Source organism: Niveispirillum sp. SYP-B3756, assembly GCF_009495745.1.
GTDB lineage: Bacteria > Pseudomonadota > Alphaproteobacteria > Azospirillales > Azospirillaceae > Niveispirillum.
Genome location: NZ_WIDQ01000001.1, coordinates 87038 through 101105, shown reverse-complemented (window position 1 = coordinate 101105; position 14068 = coordinate 87038). Strand labels below are relative to the sequence as shown.

Here is a 14068-nt window from a genome sequence, read left to right as displayed (position 1 = left end):
GCTTGATGTTCTTTGTTCGTTCTGACACTGTTCAACCAGAACAGATGGAGGACAAGATGAAGCGTCTCGCCTATCTCCGTGATGTTGTTGCCCTGACGGGCTTTTTCGGCACCATGTATGCGTGGTTTGTTGTCGGTGCGCTTATTTGAGGCGACGGACAGGATGCGGTTTTGACGGAGCGAAAACCGCTCTAACCGGCGTCGATATGGGCGCGAACTGCGGCAAAGACGGTCTGGAACATTTCCGTCGTCAGCCGACCCGTATTGGTATTGTATCGGGAACAGTGATAGCTGTCGAACAGCGTCACACCTCGGCGCAGCGTATGCGTTGCCCCGTGTCCAAAGCGGAAATGTGACGGGCGCAGGCCAAAGGCGGTCAGCGTGCTGTTATGGGAAACCGTGCCCAGGGCAACCACGGCACGCAGCCGTGGCATGGCGGCAGTTTCCCCGACCAGGAAGGGGCGGCAGCTGGCGACCTCCGCCGGTGTGGGCTTATTTTCTGGCGGAACGCAACGCGCCGCGTTCGTCAGACGGCAATCCAGCAGTTCCAACCCATCGTCCGGGCGGCGGTCATACTGTCCATGGGCGAAGCCGTACCGGATCAGTGTGTCATAGAGCAGATCACCGGCATAATCACCGGTGAAGGGGCGGCCTGTCTGGTTGGCCCCGTGCAACCCCGGCGCCAGCCCCACAATCAGCAAACGCCCATCCAGCGTCCCGAAGGAAGGGACGGGGGCATTGTGGTAGCTGGGGTAGGTAGCCCGATTCGTCTGGCGGAATTCCGCCAGACGCGGACAAAGGCCGCAATCCCGGCCAGGGGACGGGATACGGGAAGCAGCGGTGCTGACCATAAGTAAGGCGCTCAGTCCAGCGGATCGGGATGCTGATCGGGCTGCACCGAATGATCATCATGCGGGGCATGTTCAGCTGACAGCGGGGCCTGCTGATAACGCGGCCCGTGGCTGCGTTGGATGGAGGCAGAAAGATCCTGCAATTCCAGGAAATTATCGGCCTGCCGACGCAGTTCGTCCGCCACCATCGGCGGCGTGGAGCGCACCGTGCTGATCACGGTCACGCGCACACCCTTGCGCTGCACGGCTTCCACCAGCCGGCGGAAATCCCCGTCGCCGGAGAAGAGCAGGATATGGTCGACATGCTCGGCCATCTCCATGACATCGATCGCCAGTTCGATGTCCATATTGCCCTTGATCTTGCGGCGGCCTGACGCGTCGGTGAATTCCTTGGTCGGCTTGGTGACCATGGTGTAGCCGTTATAATCCAGCCAATCGACCAGCGGCCGGATCGGCGAATATTCCTGGTCTTCCACCAAAGCCGTGTAATAAAAGGCGCGGATCAGGCGCCCTTCGGCGGCGAACAGTTCCAGCAAGCGCTTGTAATCAATGTCAAAGCCCAGGGACCGGGCAGCGGCGTAGAGGTTGGCGCCGTCAATGAACATCGCCAGCCGTTCCTGTTGATAGAAAATCTTTCGTGCCATTTCTTCCTCAGCAAATTGATCGTGAACAAAACACGCGCGGAATATTGTGTTCCCGCCAGAAGGGATGGGGCCTTGAAATCCGCATCAGCCATGTGGGAGCAGCAGGCCCCAAAAGCCAGCCCTCTCCCCCATTTTCGCGGCATACCGGGCAGAGCTACCCAGAATGCGCATTCCCTGTATGGCAGTTTCTGGCACCCTATGCCATCACTACGTTGTCAGCAAGCGCCGTTATGTAAATGTCGGCAAATGCCGGCGCGATATTACAAAGACCATGGAATTGCCACGTGATTTTCATTGGTATCGGTTCCAATCTCAGCTCTGGTTCGGGGACGCCCGCGCAGACCTGCCGTCAGGCTCTGGATCGGCTGCAAGAACAGGGGGTGCGAATTCTCGCCCTCTCCCGCTTTTATGAATCCGCTCCGGTGCCGGTGTCGGATCAGCCCTGGTTTGTCAATGCGGTGGCAGCATTGGGTACTGATCTGGGCGCCGCCGAATTGCTGGCCCTGATGCATCAGGTTGAGGCGGCGTTCGGGCGGCAGCGGCGCGTGGTTAATGAGGCGCGCACGCTGGACATGGATCTGATCGACTACAATGGTATGTGTAAGGTGGGGGCGCTGGCGTTGCCACACCCGCGTGCGGCGGAACGGGCCTTTGTTCTGCTGCCATTGCGGGAGTTGGCGCCCGATTGGCTGCACCCTGTCAGTGGTCGGTCGATCGGCGATCTGATCGCCCATCTGCCGCCGGGACAACTGATTCGTCCCCTGGCGAGCGAATGACGCGCGGACGTAGGGTGGGGGGCAGCCTTGTTCACGCAGTTGGTGAGGGCGTCTTGCAATGCAGCGGATGCCCCCTTATAAATGAATGCTTCCATGTGGCTGGAGTGTCGTTGGAATGGCCCGCGTTACCGTTGAAGATTGTGTCGAAAGAATCCCGAATCGTTTTGAGCTGGTGATGATGGCCGCTCAGCGCGCCCGTGACATCGCGTCCGGCTCGCTGTTGACCATTGATCGCGACAACGACAAGAATCCCGTTGTGGCCCTGCGCGAAATCGCTGATGAGACTGTTGTTCTGGAAAATCTCAAGAACAGCCTGATCAAGGGGCATCAGCGCGTTGCCGAGCAGGACGAGCCGGAAGAGGAAATCGTCGAGCTGATGGCCGGCGAGGCCGCCTGGGTGCAGGATGCCCCGCGTGCCGATGCCGGTGAAGATGATGATCTGGGCGCTGATTTCAGCGAAGGCGACGTGAACGCCACCGATCTGGCCGACGAGGATCTCTAAGGGGCCGGGCAACGCGAAAATGCAAGGTGCGTGCTGGCGCAGGGATCAGGGCTTGACGGGGGCGCCGCGATGAACCGTCAGGCAAAAATCATCCGCCAGTACGAACTGGTTGAGCGCGTGGTGGGATACGACCCCAACGCGGATGAAGAGGCGCTCAACCGCGCCTATGTCTTTGCCATGAAGGCGCATGGGTCGCAGACGCGCGCCAGTGGCGACCCTTATTACATGCACCCGATCTGGGTAGCATGGCTGCTGACCGAACTGAAGCTGGACTATAGGAGTATCATTACCGCCCTGTTGCATGACACGGTGGAGGATACGCTGACGACGCTGGAGGAAATCCAGCGTCTGTTCGGGGTGGAGGTGGCGCGTCTGGTCGATGGCGTCACCAAACTGTCCCGCATCGAGCTGCAGAATATCGGGGAGCAGAGCGAGAGCACCAAGCAGGCGGAGAATTTCCGCAAGCTGGTGCTGGCCATGTCGGAAGATATTCGCGTTCTGCTGGTCAAGCTGGCCGACCGTCTCCACAATATGGAGACGCTGCAATATCTGAAGCCGGAAAAACGCCGCCGCATCGCCCGTGAAACGCTGGAAATCTATGTGCCCCTGGCGGAGCGCATCGGTATTCAGCGCTGGAAGGACGAGCTGGAAAATATCGCCTTCCGGGAACTGAATACCGACGCCTATGAATCCATCAAGATCCGTCTGGATGAGATGGAAAAGGTCGGCGCTGGCCGCGTCGACCGCATCATTGACGAGTTGAAGAAGACGATCTGCTTCGGCAATGAATCGCCGATCCCCGAGGCAGAGATCAGCGGCCGGCGCAAATCGCCCTATTCGATCTGGCGTAAGATGCACGCCAAGAATGTGGCGTTCGAACAATTATCCGACGTGATGGCCTTCCGCGTCGTCGTCGATAATATTACCGAATGCTATCAGGCGCTGGGCATCATCCATGCCCGCTATCCGGTGGTGCCGGGGCGGTTCAAGGATTACATCTCCACGCCCAAGCCCAATGGCTATCAATCCATCCACACCACGGTGATCGGGCCGGAGAAGCAGCGTATCGAGGTGCAGATCCGCACCCGTGATATGCACGCCGTGGCCGATATGGGTGTGGCTGCCCACTGGTCCTACAAGCAGGGGGCGGGGCCGGAGGCGCCGCGCACGGAAGGCCGGCAATATCGCTGGCTGCGTGAGCTGCTGGATATTTTGGAACATGCCACCCGGCCGGAAGAGTTCCTGGAACATACCAAGCTGGAACTGTTCCAGGATCAGGTGTTCTGCTTCACGCCCAAGGGTGACCTGATCGCTCTGCCGCGCGGGGCGACGCCGGTTGATTTCGCCTATGCCGTGCACAGCCAGGTGGGCGACACCTGCGTCGGGTCCAAGATCAATGGCCGGATGCAGCCGCTGCGCTCCCACCTGCAGAACGGCGATCAGGTGGAGATCCTCACCTCGAAAAATTCCTCGCCCTCGCCGGACTGGGAAAATTTCGTCATCACCGGCAAGGCGCGGGCCCGCATCCGCCGCTTTACCCGCACCCAGCAACGCGGCGAGCATATCAAGCTCGGCCGCGGGTTGATGGAGCGGATTTTCAAGCAGGAAGGCTACGAATATTCGGAAAAAGCCTTCGATGCGGTACTGAAGATCTATCAGCAGCCGTCGGTGGATGATCTGCTGGCGGCCATTGGCAGCGGGCAGACCGGGTCGCGCGATGTCTTCAACTCCATCTTCCCCGGTCACCGTACCGTCACCCCCGCCACCAGCGACGAGAAGGTGGCGGCCTCTGTGGCCGCCGCGGCCAGCAAGGCCAAGTCCCGCAAGACCGGCGCGCCGCTGGCCATCCGCGGGCTGATCCCCGGCATGGCGGTGCATTATGCCCGTTGCTGCCATCCCATCGTCGGCGACCGCATCGTCGGCATCGTTACCACCGGCAAGGGGGTGACAATCCACACGATCGATTGCGAGACGCTGGAAAGCTTCCATGACAGCCCGGAACGCTGGATCGACGTTTCCTGGGATCCCACGGCCGACAGTCCGGATGATCTGGTTGGCCGCTTGTCGGTGGTGGTGTCGAACGAGACCGGGGCGCTGGGCAACCTGTCAACGGTGATTGGCAAGAATGGTGGGAATATCACCAACCTGAAAATCACCAACCGCACCTCCGATTATTTTGAGATGTTGATTGATGTGGATGTGCATGACGTGAAGCACCTGACCAACATCATGGCCGCCTTGCGCGCCACCCCCGTGATCCAGTCGGTGGAACGCGGGCGCTGAAATCCGCTCCCCTGGTCAAGGGGGGCGGGGTTGGCAAGCCGGAAAGGGCTTTGGCACCATTATGTTCATGCGCCGTCACCCCTTGAGCCGGGCACAACAGCTGCGCCGATTGCTCTGGCCGCGCATGGGGCTTCGCCGCCAGGGCCGCTATTACATTATCAAGGTGGCCCGCATCCAGGGCACGCCGCATTCCATCGCCTTGGGCATGGCGGCTGGCGTTTTCATGGGGCTGACCCCCTTTGTCGGGCTGCATGTGCCCTTGTCCATGGGGCTGGCCTGGCTGTTGGGTGCCCGGATGATGGCGGGGGTGATCGGCACGCTGATCGCCAACCCCTGGACCTATCCGGCCATCTGGTTTGCCAGTTATCGGCTGGGTTGCCTGCTGTTGGGCATGTCGCCGGGGGAAGGGGAGGGGCTGGACCTGTCGTTGACCTTCCTGCTGGATCATCCCTGGCAGCTCTTCATGCCGATGCTGGTGGGGGGCAGCCTGCTGGGGGCGGTGCTGGGGCCGCTCACCTATCTCGTTGCCAAGCCGCTCATCGCGCTCTATCAGCAACGCAGGGCGGAGCGCCGCCGGGCGGCGGCGCGTAAACGGCTGAAAGGATAAAAGATGGCGGGGCGGGCTTTGCGTCTGGGCGTGAATATCGACCATGTTGCCACGGTGCGCAATGCGCGCGGCGGGGAGCATCCCGATCCGGTGCGCGCGGCCCTGGCGGCGATTGAGGCCGGGGCCGATGGCATCACCGCCCATCTGCGCGAAGATCGTCGCCATATCCGCGATGCCGATATCGAACGGCTGATGGCCAGCATCTCCCGCCCGCTGAATTTTGAGATGGCGGCGACGGAGGAGATGCTGGCCATCGCCCTGCGCCACAAGCCGCACGCCGTCTGTCTGGTGCCGGAACGGCGGGAAGAACGCACCACAGAGGGCGGGCTGGATGTCATCGCCAACCGCGATTACCTGACGCCCTTCGTCGCGCGCCTCTCCGATGCCGGCATCCGGGTGTCCCTGTTCATCGGGGCGGACCTGGCGCAACTGGAAGCGGCGGTGGCCGTCGGTGCGCCGGTGGTGGAGCTGCATACCGGCGCCTATGCCGATGCCCCGGCGGGCCGGGAGCGGGAGGCGGAGCTGGCACGCCTTCTGGCCGGTGCCGCCCATGCCGAACTTGTCGGCCTGGAATGCCATGCTGGCCATGGGCTGTCCTTCGAGAATGTTGCCCCCATCGCCGCCATCCCCACCATCGTGGAGCTGAATATCGGCCATTTCCTGATCGGGGAGGCGATTTTCAGCGGGCTGACGGCGACGCTGGCCGAGATGCGGGCGCGCATGGATGCTGCCCGTGCCGCTGCGGGCGGCGCATGATCCTGGGCATCGGCAGCGATCTGGTGGATATCCGCCGCATCCAGGCCAGCCTGGACCGGTTTGGGGAGCGTTTCACCGCCCGCGTCTTTACGGGCGCCGAGCGGGCGGCGGGCGATGGCAAACCCACGCCTGCCGCCCGCGCCGCCTTCTATGCCAAGCGCTTTGCCGCCAAGGAGGCGGCATCCAAGGCGCTGGGCACCGGCTATGCCGACGGCGTGTATTTCTGTGACCTGGAGGTGGTGTCGGCGGCCAATGGTCGCCCTGCCTTGCAGTGCCATGGCGGGGCACTCGCCCGGTTGCAAGCGCTGACCCCGCCCGGCATGGCGGCTCGGATTGATCTGTCGATGACAGACGAGCCGCCCTATGCCCAAGCTTTCATCGTCATCTCCACCGCCGTGCTGCCATGAGCCAGACCCGCAAGAGCGCCCGTGTGAAGCCCATTTCCCAGGCGCCCAGCCATAGCGGCTGGGGGGAGGTGATGCGCACGGTTGCCATCGCCCTGCTGTTTGCCATCACGGCGCGCACCAGCGCGTTTGAGCTGTTCAATATCCCCAGCGGCTCCATGGTGCCGACGCTGCTGGTGGGTGACTATGTGGTGGTGTCGAAATTCTCCTATGGTTTCAGCCGCTATTCGCTGCCCAGCTTCCTGCAGTTCGGCGACCGTTCCGCCCCGGTGACGCGGGATTGTCAGGCCGTGCCCGGCCGGTTGTTCGGCCGGATGCCGGATCGGGGCGATGTCGCCGTCTTCAAGCTGCCGAAAGATCCCTCGATCGACTATATCAAGCGCATCGTCGGCCTGCCCTGTGACCGGGTGCAGATGATCGGCGGCACGCTTTATATCAATGGGGAAGCCGCCCCGCGCGTGCGCGTACCGGATTTCGTGCTGGCGGAAACCTTCGGCGGTACCTTCACCGCCGCGCAATATATTGAAACCCTGCCGGGTGGGCGCCAGCATCCGGTGATTGAGATGGCGGGCGATACCTATCCACTGGATAATACGCCGGTCTATACCGTGCCGCCGGGCCATGTCTTTGCCATGGGTGACAGCCGGGATAATTCCCAGGATAGCCGGGTACCGGAAGCGGTCGGCATGGTGCCGCTGGAAAATCTGGTGGGGCGCGCCAGCCACGTCCTGCTGTCGCTGGAGGAGGGGGCATCCCTCTGGCAATTCTGGAAATGGCCGTCGGTCCTGCGGACCGAGCGGCTTTGGGAGCCGGTTGAATGAGTAAGAACCTGCCATCCACCGCCGCCGCCCCGGCGGAGGGGCTGGAAGCGGCCCTCAATCACAGCTTTGCCAACAAGCTGTTGCTGCGCGAAGCGCTGACCCATCCGTCTGTCGGTGGTCTGGATCGCCGGGCCGTTGGCCGGGGGTATGAGCGACTGGAGTTCCTGGGCGACCGGGTGCTGGGGCTGGTGATCGCGGAATGGCTGTTGGAACGTTTCCCCAGTGAACAGGAAGGGGCGCTGGCCCGCCGCCTGACCGCCCTGGTGCGGGCCGAGGCGCTGGTGGTGGTGGCGGGCAAGATCGGTCTTGCCCAATATCTGCACTTGTCCCCGTCCGAACAGGCGGCCGAGGGCGGCATCAAGCCCGCCATCCTGGCCGATGCCTGCGAGGCGGTGATTGGCGCGCTGTATCTCGATGCCGGGCTGGAGTCGGCGCGGGCCTTCATCCGCCGCCATTGGGACGTGCAGTTGGAACGCGCCCGCGCCGCACCCCCGCAAGACCCGAAGACCGGCCTTCAGGAATGGGCGCTGGCGCGCGGACAAAAACTGCCGCTTTATGAGGATATCGGCCGCAGCGGCCCCGACCATGCGCCGCAGTTCGAAGTCCGCGTCAGCGTGGATGGACATGAACCAGCGACGGCCAAGGGGCCATCCAAACGCGCGGCGGAAAAGGCTGCCGCCGAACAATTGCTGCGCCGTGTTAGGACGTGAATGACCGAGAATGAAAAGAAGCCGTCTCCGGATGGCAGCCAAGCCGCTTCGGCACAGGACACCCCGGTGGTGAGCGGTGACGATATCGTCTCCCGCTTCCTGTCGGGCCAGGGGGCTGCCGATGAAACGCCGGCGCCGGAGAATCCCCGTTGCGGCTTCGTCGCCCTGGTGGGCGCGCCCAATGCCGGCAAATCCACCCTGCTGAATGCGCTGGTCGGTTCCAAGATCTCCATCGTCAGCCCCAAGGTGCAGACCACGCGGTCGCGCGTGCTGGGCATTGGCATGGAAGGCGACAGCCAGATTCTCTATGTCGACACGCCCGGCATCTTCACGCCCAAAAAGCGGTTGGAACGCGCCATGGTGGCGGCCGCCTGGCAGGGGGCGACCGACGCCGATCTGGTGGCCGTGCTGTTCGACGCCACGCAGAAGCGTATCGACGATGATACGCTGGGCATCATCGAGAAGCTGAAGGAGGCAGGCCGCAAGGCGCTGCTGATCCTCAACAAGATCGATCTGATCCGGCGCGACCGTTTGCTGGAACTGGCGCAGGAATTTGCCGGCCACGGCATTTTCACCGACACGTTCATGGTCTCGGCCCTGACCGGGGACGGGCTGAAAGGCCTGTTGAAATATATTGCTGGTGCCCTGCCGGCTGGCCCCTGGCTTTATCCGCCTGACCAGCTCTCCGACATGCCAGAACGTCTGCTGGCGGCGGAAGTGACGCGGGAAAAGCTGTTTCTCCAGCTCCACCAGGAAGTTCCCTATGCCACCACGGTGGAGACGGAAAGCTGGCAAGAGTTCGAGAATGGCAGCGTCCGCATCTCCCAGGTGATCTATGTCCAGCGGGACAGCCAGAAGGCGATCATCCTGGGCAAGGGGGGCGCACGCATCAAATCCATCTCCGTGGCATCGCGCCTGGAACTGACCAAGATGCTGGAACGACCAGTCCACTTGATGCTGTTCATCAAGGTGCGGGAAAATTGGTCGGAAGACCCCGACCAGTACGAGGCGTGGGGCCTGGACTTCAACGCCTGATCGTTACGAAAAAGGGCCCCGGAACAAAGCTGTTCCGGGGCCCTTTTTGGGGGGGCATACTGAGCATCCAAAGAAAAAGGCACCGCGAAAAATCCGCCGGCGCCTTTTCTTCAAGCACAGGGCCGTCAGGCCAACAGCTTACTTCAGGCCGAAGCTCTGGAAGCGCTTGTTGAACTTGGCGATCTGCCCGCCGGTGTCCAGCAGCTTCTGAACGCCGGTCCACGCCGGATGCGACTTGGTGTCGATGTCCAGACGCAGCGTATCGCCGGCCTTGCCCATGGTGGAGCGGGTCTTGAACGAGGTGCCGTCGGTCATGATGACGGTGATCTCGTGGTAGTCGGGATGGATATCGGTCTTCATGGTCGGCAGTCCTCAAAACGAAGCCGGGCTTATAAACAATCGCGCGCAGGCTGGCAACCCCATCACGCATTGCTGTAACGCAAAGCTGGGTTGGGCTGCGGCAGGTGTTCCAGTTGCCCTCAGGCCGCGCAGCCGTTACCACGGGTGACGGGTGGATGCCACCTGCTTTTTCTGATTGAGGGCTCTGCCTTGGCGTTTCGAGACAGCAACCGTTCCGATGATGCCGCCGCCGCCCGCCCGGTGCGGCGGGATTTGAAGCCGCTGCGCCTGCTCTGGCCCCTTTTGCTGCCCTATCGGGCCCGGATGGCGGGGGCGACGCTGGCACTGATCGTCTCCGCCGGCACGGTGCTGGGGCTGGGGCAGGGGTTGCGGGCGCTGGTTGACCGTGGATTCGCCGCTGGGGATGGCAGCCTGCTGAATCAGGCGCTGCTGGTCCTGCTGCTGGTGATCATCCTGATGGCGGTCTCCACCTTTGCCCGATTCTATCTGGTCTCCTGGGTGGGGGAACGGGTGGTGGCGGATATCCGCCGCCGGGTCTTTGACCATCTGGTGTCACTGTCGCCGGAATTTTATGAGACGACTCGCACCGGTGAGGTGATGTCGCGCCTGACCACCGACACCACCCTGCTGCAACAGGTGATCGGTACATCGGTCTCCATCGCGCTGCGCAATACCCTGATGATGGCCGGCGGTCTGGTGTTGCTGGGGCTGACCAGCGCCAAGCTGACCGGCATGGTCTTGCTGGTGGTGCCGCTGGTGGTGGCGCCCATCGTGATTTTCGGCCGCAAGGTTCGTCAGCTTTCCCGCGCCTCCCAGGATGCGGTGGCCGATGTCGGCAGTGCCGTGGATGAGGTGCTGGGCGGCATCCGCACCGTGCAGGCCTTTGGTCATGAGGCCTGGGAGCGCCAGCGATTCGCCGGCCGGGTGGAGGCGGCGGTCGATGTCGCCCTGCTGCGCATCAAGGCAAGGTCATGGTTGACCATGCTGGTGATCGTGCTGGTCTTCACCGCCATCGGGCTGGTGCTCTGGGTGGGCGGGCAGGATGTCATTGCCGGGCGAATCAGTGGCGGCCAGCTTTCCGCCTTCGTCTTTTATGCCGTGTTGGTGGCCGGCGCCGTGGGCGCCTTATCGGAGGTGGCCAGCGATCTGGCCCGTGCGGCGGGCGCTACGGAGCGGCTGTTCGACCTGCTGGCTACGCCGTCCCCGGTGCAGCCGCCTTCTCAGCCGCTGTCCCTGCCGCAGCCGGCGCGCGGGGCGGTACAGTTCGATGATGTGCATTTCAACTATCCAGCCCGACCAGATCAGTCGGCCCTGACCGGCCTGACCCTGGCGGTGGAGCCGGGAGAGACGGTGGCGCTCGTCGGCCCGTCCGGTGCCGGCAAGACGACTATCTTCCAATTACTGCTGCGTTTTTACGATCCGCAGCGGGGCAACATCCGTCTGGATGGGGTGGATGTGGCCCAGGCAGCGCTGGACGATCTGCGCGGGCGCATCGCCATTGTGCCGCAAGACCCCGTGATCTTCTCCACCAACGCCATGGAAAATATCCGCTATGGCCGGCCCGATGCCAGCGACGCCGAGGTGCTGGCGGCCGCCCAGGCCGCCCATGCGCTGGAATTCCTGCAGGCACTGCCGGACGGGTTCAACACGTTCTTAGGCGAAAAGGGCGTGCGGCTGTCCGGCGGCCAGCGCCAGCGCATCGCTATTGCCCGCGCCATTCTGCGCAATGCGCCCGTGCTGCTGCTGGATGAGGCGACATCGGCGCTGGACGCCGAAAGCGAACGCGCCGTGCAGCAGGCGCTGGACGGGTTGATGCGTGGGCGTACCACCCTGATCATCGCCCATCGGCTGGCCACCATCGTCAATGCCGACCGTATTGTCGTGCTGGACCAGGGCAGGGTAGAGGCGGTGGGTCGGCATGAGGAACTGATCCGCCAGAACGGGCTCTATGCCCGGTTGGCGGCGTTGCAGTTCGACCAGCCGCAGGGCGCCTGATCAGCAGCCGGCCGGGCAGGGGGCCTCCCCGCCCGGCCGGTGGTGCTTCCTCACCGGATGCGGGACAGCGTCAACTGCGCCTTGGACGCAGCAACCAGCAGGTCTTCGGGTTTGACCGGCAGGGTGGCGGGGCGCTTGGCGGTGGGATAGGCCTTTTCCAGCAGGCTGATCGCCTGCGTCGCCTCCGCCGGGGCCGACTTGCCCGCTTTGGTCAAGCCGGCCAGCCGCTGCTTGGCGGCGATGGCGAAGCCATACCCGTCCAGATAGGGCTCAAACGCGGTGCCGGCGGCGGCGGTGCGATACTGCCGCGCACCCCGGTCGATCATGTCGGCCAGCAGCTTGGCTTGAACCTGAGCCGGAGAGGCGGTTCCAGCCGGGGCCCTGCCGGCGGCGGCCTCCAGCGCATCCAGCACGGCCTTCACGGCCTTTTTCACCTCTGGCAGCGGGGCCTTGTTCAGCGCCAGTTCGGAGGCTTTTTCCATCTGGGCCTGGAAGGGCGTCACGCCCTGGGCTTTGAAGACAGGCTCCAGATCGACATAAATCTCTGAAATCGGGTGGGCGAACATCTCCCCGGCGGCCTGAGTCTCGCCCTCCTCGAAGGCTTTCAACCCGGCATGATAATGGGCGGCGGTGACATCCAGGGCGGAAATGAAGGCCACCGGATCCTTAGCGGCTGCCTCGGGGCTGACCCCGGCCTCCCCGCCTTCGCCACCCTCTCCCCCTTCGCCGCCTTCACCGCCCTGGGCCAGCTGCATCAGCAGCGGTGCGCCGTCCAAGGTTGGGCTCGCGGTGGCAGAGAGCATCGGGGCGGCACTCGCCACAACGGAAAGGCCGATGCCGAGCCAGAGGCGATGACGAATTTGCATGATCCATTCCCATAATTTGCTGCATGAAAGATGGGCGAGACGGTGCCATGTGGCCTATAATATTGCAAGTCACTCGCAACACCATTCTCTTTTGAAACGGCTGGAGCCCCGATGATACTGCCCGTCGCCAATGTGCTTTCCCCGGATCAGATACAGCAGATTGTCGAACGCCTGACCGGCGGGCGCTGGCAGCCGGGGGCGGCGACGGCGGGCTGGCACGCTCGCTTGGTGAAAGAAAATGAACAGCTGCGCGCCGACGACCCCGCCCATGCCGATCTGCGGGCCCTGGTGGAACAGGCGGTACGGGGCAATCCGCTGGTGGCGATGGCCACCAGGCCGCGCCGCTTCGGCCCCATCCTGTTCAGCCGCTATGCCGGTGGTCAGCATTATGGCTCGCATGTTGATGATGCGCTGATGGGCGGGGTGCGCACCGATATTTCCTTCACCTTGTTTCTGGCCGAACCAGAAAGCTACGAGGGTGGCGAACTGGTGATGGAAACGACGGCAGGGGAGGTGGCCTTCAAGATGCCGGCGGGCAGCGGCATTTTCTATCCCTCCACAACCCTGCATCATGTGGCACCGGTGACGGCGGGGCAGCGTATGGCAGCGGTCGGCTGGATACGCTCCCTGGTACGTGATGCGGCCGACCGGGAAATTCTGTTTGATCTGGATACGGCCCGTCAGGCCCTGTTCCAGCAATCCGGGAAAACCCCGGCCTTTGATCTTCTCTCCAAATCCCTGGCCAATCTGTTGCGCAAATGGGCGGAGGATTAATTTCTGCGTGCCGCGGCCCTGATTTCCGCCGGCCAGCGACGAATTGGCCCGGCGGATGATTGTTTAAGCCAATTCTTATTGATCCGTGTCAATGCAGCGGCCCTTGCACTGCGTCAATCTTCTGCAATCGAACCTTGGATGGCAGGAGAAGACCCATGTCGCAGAGCCCTTTCCGTTTTCGTGCCGAAGATGCCATAGCGCTGAGCCTGATGGATCTGGCGAACGCGCTTTCCCACCAGTGCGAAGGGGTTCTGGCCGAAGCCGGGCTGACCGCACCGCAATGGACGGTGCTGATGAATGTGGCCGGTGATGTGAATTTCCAGGATGGCCGCCGCATCGGCGATGGCATCTTCTCCTCGGAGATCGCTTCGGCCCGCGGCCTGTCGCGCCCGCATATCAGCGCCACCGTGACCGAGCTGATCCGCAAGGGCCTGATCAGCCAGACCGATGATCCGCAGGATCGCCGCCGCAAGCTGCTGCGCGTTACCCCGGCCGGTCTGGAAATCCTCTATCGTCTGCAGCCGCGCCGGCAGATGATCAATGATCGTCTTCTGGCTGATCTGTCGGCTGATCAGCGTCAGCGCCTGATGGACCTGTTGCTGGTGGCTCGTCGCCGCGCCCGCGAAACCGCGGAGGGCGATACGGTAAGCCTGCGGATCGCTTGAAACGTGGCGGGCACCGCCCG

16 protein-coding genes are annotated in these 14068 nt (G+C 63.1%); 12 read left to right on the top strand and 4 right to left on the bottom strand.

What is annotated here, in order from left to right:
• Positions 1-190: 190 nt before the first annotated feature.
• Both GE253_RS00460 and GE253_RS00455 read right to left on the bottom strand, forming a co-directional pair.
• On the bottom strand, positions 191-850 hold the full coding sequence (locus GE253_RS00460) for a uracil-DNA glycosylase (protein WP_153202184.1): 660 nt from the start codon (positions 848-850) through the stop codon (positions 191-193).
• Positions 851-861: 11 nt separating this feature from the next.
• The gene (locus tag GE253_RS00455) at positions 862-1494 is read right to left on the bottom strand and encodes an NYN domain-containing protein (protein ID WP_153202183.1); all 633 of its coding nucleotides are present in this window, start codon (positions 1492-1494) and stop codon (positions 862-864) included.
• A gap of 284 nt (positions 1495-1778) precedes the next feature.
• Between GE253_RS00455 and folK the strand changes: the two genes are divergently transcribed.
• The 9 genes from folK to era all read left to right on the top strand — a co-directional run bounded on the left by folK (position 1779) and on the right by era (position 9388).
• Entirely contained in the window at positions 1779-2270 is a 492-nt protein-coding gene (folK, locus tag GE253_RS00450; RefSeq protein WP_348770749.1) for a 2-amino-4-hydroxy-6-hydroxymethyldihydropteridine diphosphokinase, read from the top strand.
• Positions 2271-2385: 115 nt separating this feature from the next.
• Entirely contained in the window at positions 2386-2772 is a 387-nt protein-coding gene (gene rpoZ / locus GE253_RS00445) for a DNA-directed RNA polymerase subunit omega (RefSeq protein WP_153202181.1), read from the top strand.
• 69 nt (positions 2773-2841) lie between these two features.
• Entirely contained in the window at positions 2842-5055 is a 2214-nt protein-coding gene (locus GE253_RS00440) for a bifunctional (p)ppGpp synthetase/guanosine-3',5'-bis(diphosphate) 3'-pyrophosphohydrolase (protein ID WP_153202180.1), read from the top strand.
• A 67-nt stretch (positions 5056-5122) separates the two neighbouring features.
• Entirely contained in the window at positions 5123-5662 is a 540-nt protein-coding gene (locus tag GE253_RS00435) for a DUF2062 domain-containing protein (protein WP_173012420.1), read from the top strand.
• A gap of 3 nt (positions 5663-5665) precedes the next feature.
• Entirely contained in the window at positions 5666-6418 is a 753-nt protein-coding gene (locus GE253_RS00430; RefSeq protein ID WP_153202178.1) for a pyridoxine 5'-phosphate synthase, read from the top strand.
• Complete coding sequence (acpS, locus tag GE253_RS00425) at positions 6415-6825, top strand: holo-ACP synthase (protein ID WP_153202177.1); 411 nt, start codon at positions 6415-6417, stop codon at positions 6823-6825. The genes GE253_RS00430 and acpS overlap by 4 nt, the downstream gene beginning before the upstream one ends.
• Positions 6822-7643 (top strand): signal peptidase I, encoded by an 822-nt coding sequence (lepB, locus tag GE253_RS00420; RefSeq protein WP_153202176.1) that lies wholly within the window; start codon positions 6822-6824, stop codon positions 7641-7643. Before acpS ends, lepB begins: the two co-directional genes overlap by 4 nt.
• The gene (gene rnc, locus GE253_RS00415) at positions 7640-8353 is read left to right on the top strand and encodes a ribonuclease III (RefSeq protein WP_153202175.1); all 714 of its coding nucleotides are present in this window, start codon (positions 7640-7642) and stop codon (positions 8351-8353) included. The genes lepB and rnc overlap by 4 nt, the downstream gene beginning before the upstream one ends.
• The gene (gene era, locus GE253_RS00410) at positions 8354-9388 is read left to right on the top strand and encodes a GTPase Era (protein ID WP_153202174.1); all 1035 of its coding nucleotides are present in this window, start codon (positions 8354-8356) and stop codon (positions 9386-9388) included.
• Positions 9389-9526: 138 nt separating this feature from the next.
• Here the strand turns inward: era and rpmE are convergent, their stop codons facing one another.
• On the bottom strand, positions 9527-9748 hold the full coding sequence (gene rpmE, locus GE253_RS00405) for a 50S ribosomal protein L31 (protein ID WP_089286437.1): 222 nt from the start codon (positions 9746-9748) through the stop codon (positions 9527-9529).
• A 189-nt stretch (positions 9749-9937) separates the two neighbouring features.
• Here rpmE and GE253_RS00400 point away from each other — a divergent pair, with 189 nt between their 5' ends.
• Positions 9938-11743: an ABC transporter transmembrane domain-containing protein gene (locus tag GE253_RS00400; RefSeq protein ID WP_153202173.1), complete on the top strand. Its 1806-nt coding sequence runs from the start codon at positions 9938-9940 to the stop codon at positions 11741-11743.
• Between the two features lie 50 nt (positions 11744-11793).
• On the opposite strand, the gene GE253_RS00395 is transcribed toward GE253_RS00400, so the two are convergent.
• Positions 11794-12609, bottom strand: a complete 816-nt coding sequence (locus tag GE253_RS00395) for a hypothetical protein (RefSeq protein ID WP_153202172.1) — start codon at positions 12607-12609, stop codon at positions 11794-11796.
• 111 nt (positions 12610-12720) lie between these two features.
• On the opposite strand from GE253_RS00395, the gene GE253_RS00390 reads away from it, so the two are divergent.
• Positions 12721-13383 (top strand): Fe2+-dependent dioxygenase, encoded by a 663-nt coding sequence (locus GE253_RS00390; protein WP_153202171.1) that lies wholly within the window; start codon positions 12721-12723, stop codon positions 13381-13383.
• A gap of 155 nt (positions 13384-13538) precedes the next feature.
• Entirely contained in the window at positions 13539-14048 is a 510-nt protein-coding gene (locus GE253_RS00385) for a MarR family transcriptional regulator (protein ID WP_089286440.1), read from the top strand.
• The last annotated feature ends 20 nt before the right edge of the window (positions 14049-14068 follow it).

Bases quoted from the DNA above. Each gene is read 5' to 3' on its own strand.
- GE253_RS00440 (WP_153202180.1), top strand. From the start codon at position 2,842: ATGAACCGTCAGGCAAAAATCATCCGCCAGTACGAACTGGTTGAGCGC.
- rnc (WP_153202175.1), top strand. From the start codon at position 7,640: ATGAGTAAGAACCTGCCATCCACCGCCGCCGCCCCGGCGGAGGGGCTG.
- GE253_RS00435 (WP_173012420.1), top strand. From the start codon at position 5,123: ATGCGCCGTCACCCCTTGAGCCGGGCACAACAGCTGCGCCGATTGCTC.
- GE253_RS00395 (WP_153202172.1), bottom strand. From the start codon at position 12,609: ATGCAAATTCGTCATCGCCTCTGGCTCGGCATCGGCCTTTCCGTTGTG.
- GE253_RS00430 (WP_153202178.1), top strand. From the start codon at position 5,666: ATGGCGGGGCGGGCTTTGCGTCTGGGCGTGAATATCGACCATGTTGCC.
- GE253_RS00455 (WP_153202183.1), bottom strand. From the start codon at position 1,494: ATGGCACGAAAGATTTTCTATCAACAGGAACGGCTGGCGATGTTCATT.
- lepB (WP_153202176.1), top strand. From the start codon at position 6,822: ATGAGCCAGACCCGCAAGAGCGCCCGTGTGAAGCCCATTTCCCAGGCG.
- acpS (WP_153202177.1), top strand. From the start codon at position 6,415: ATGATCCTGGGCATCGGCAGCGATCTGGTGGATATCCGCCGCATCCAG.
- rpmE (WP_089286437.1), bottom strand. From the start codon at position 9,748: ATGAAGACCGATATCCATCCCGACTACCACGAGATCACCGTCATCATG.
- era (WP_153202174.1), top strand. From the start codon at position 8,354: ATGACCGAGAATGAAAAGAAGCCGTCTCCGGATGGCAGCCAAGCCGCT.
- GE253_RS00385 (WP_089286440.1), top strand. From the start codon at position 13,539: ATGTCGCAGAGCCCTTTCCGTTTTCGTGCCGAAGATGCCATAGCGCTG.
- GE253_RS00390 (WP_153202171.1), top strand. From the start codon at position 12,721: ATGATACTGCCCGTCGCCAATGTGCTTTCCCCGGATCAGATACAGCAG.
- GE253_RS00460 (WP_153202184.1), bottom strand. From the start codon at position 850: ATGGTCAGCACCGCTGCTTCCCGTATCCCGTCCCCTGGCCGGGATTGC.
- rpoZ (WP_153202181.1), top strand. From the start codon at position 2,386: ATGGCCCGCGTTACCGTTGAAGATTGTGTCGAAAGAATCCCGAATCGT.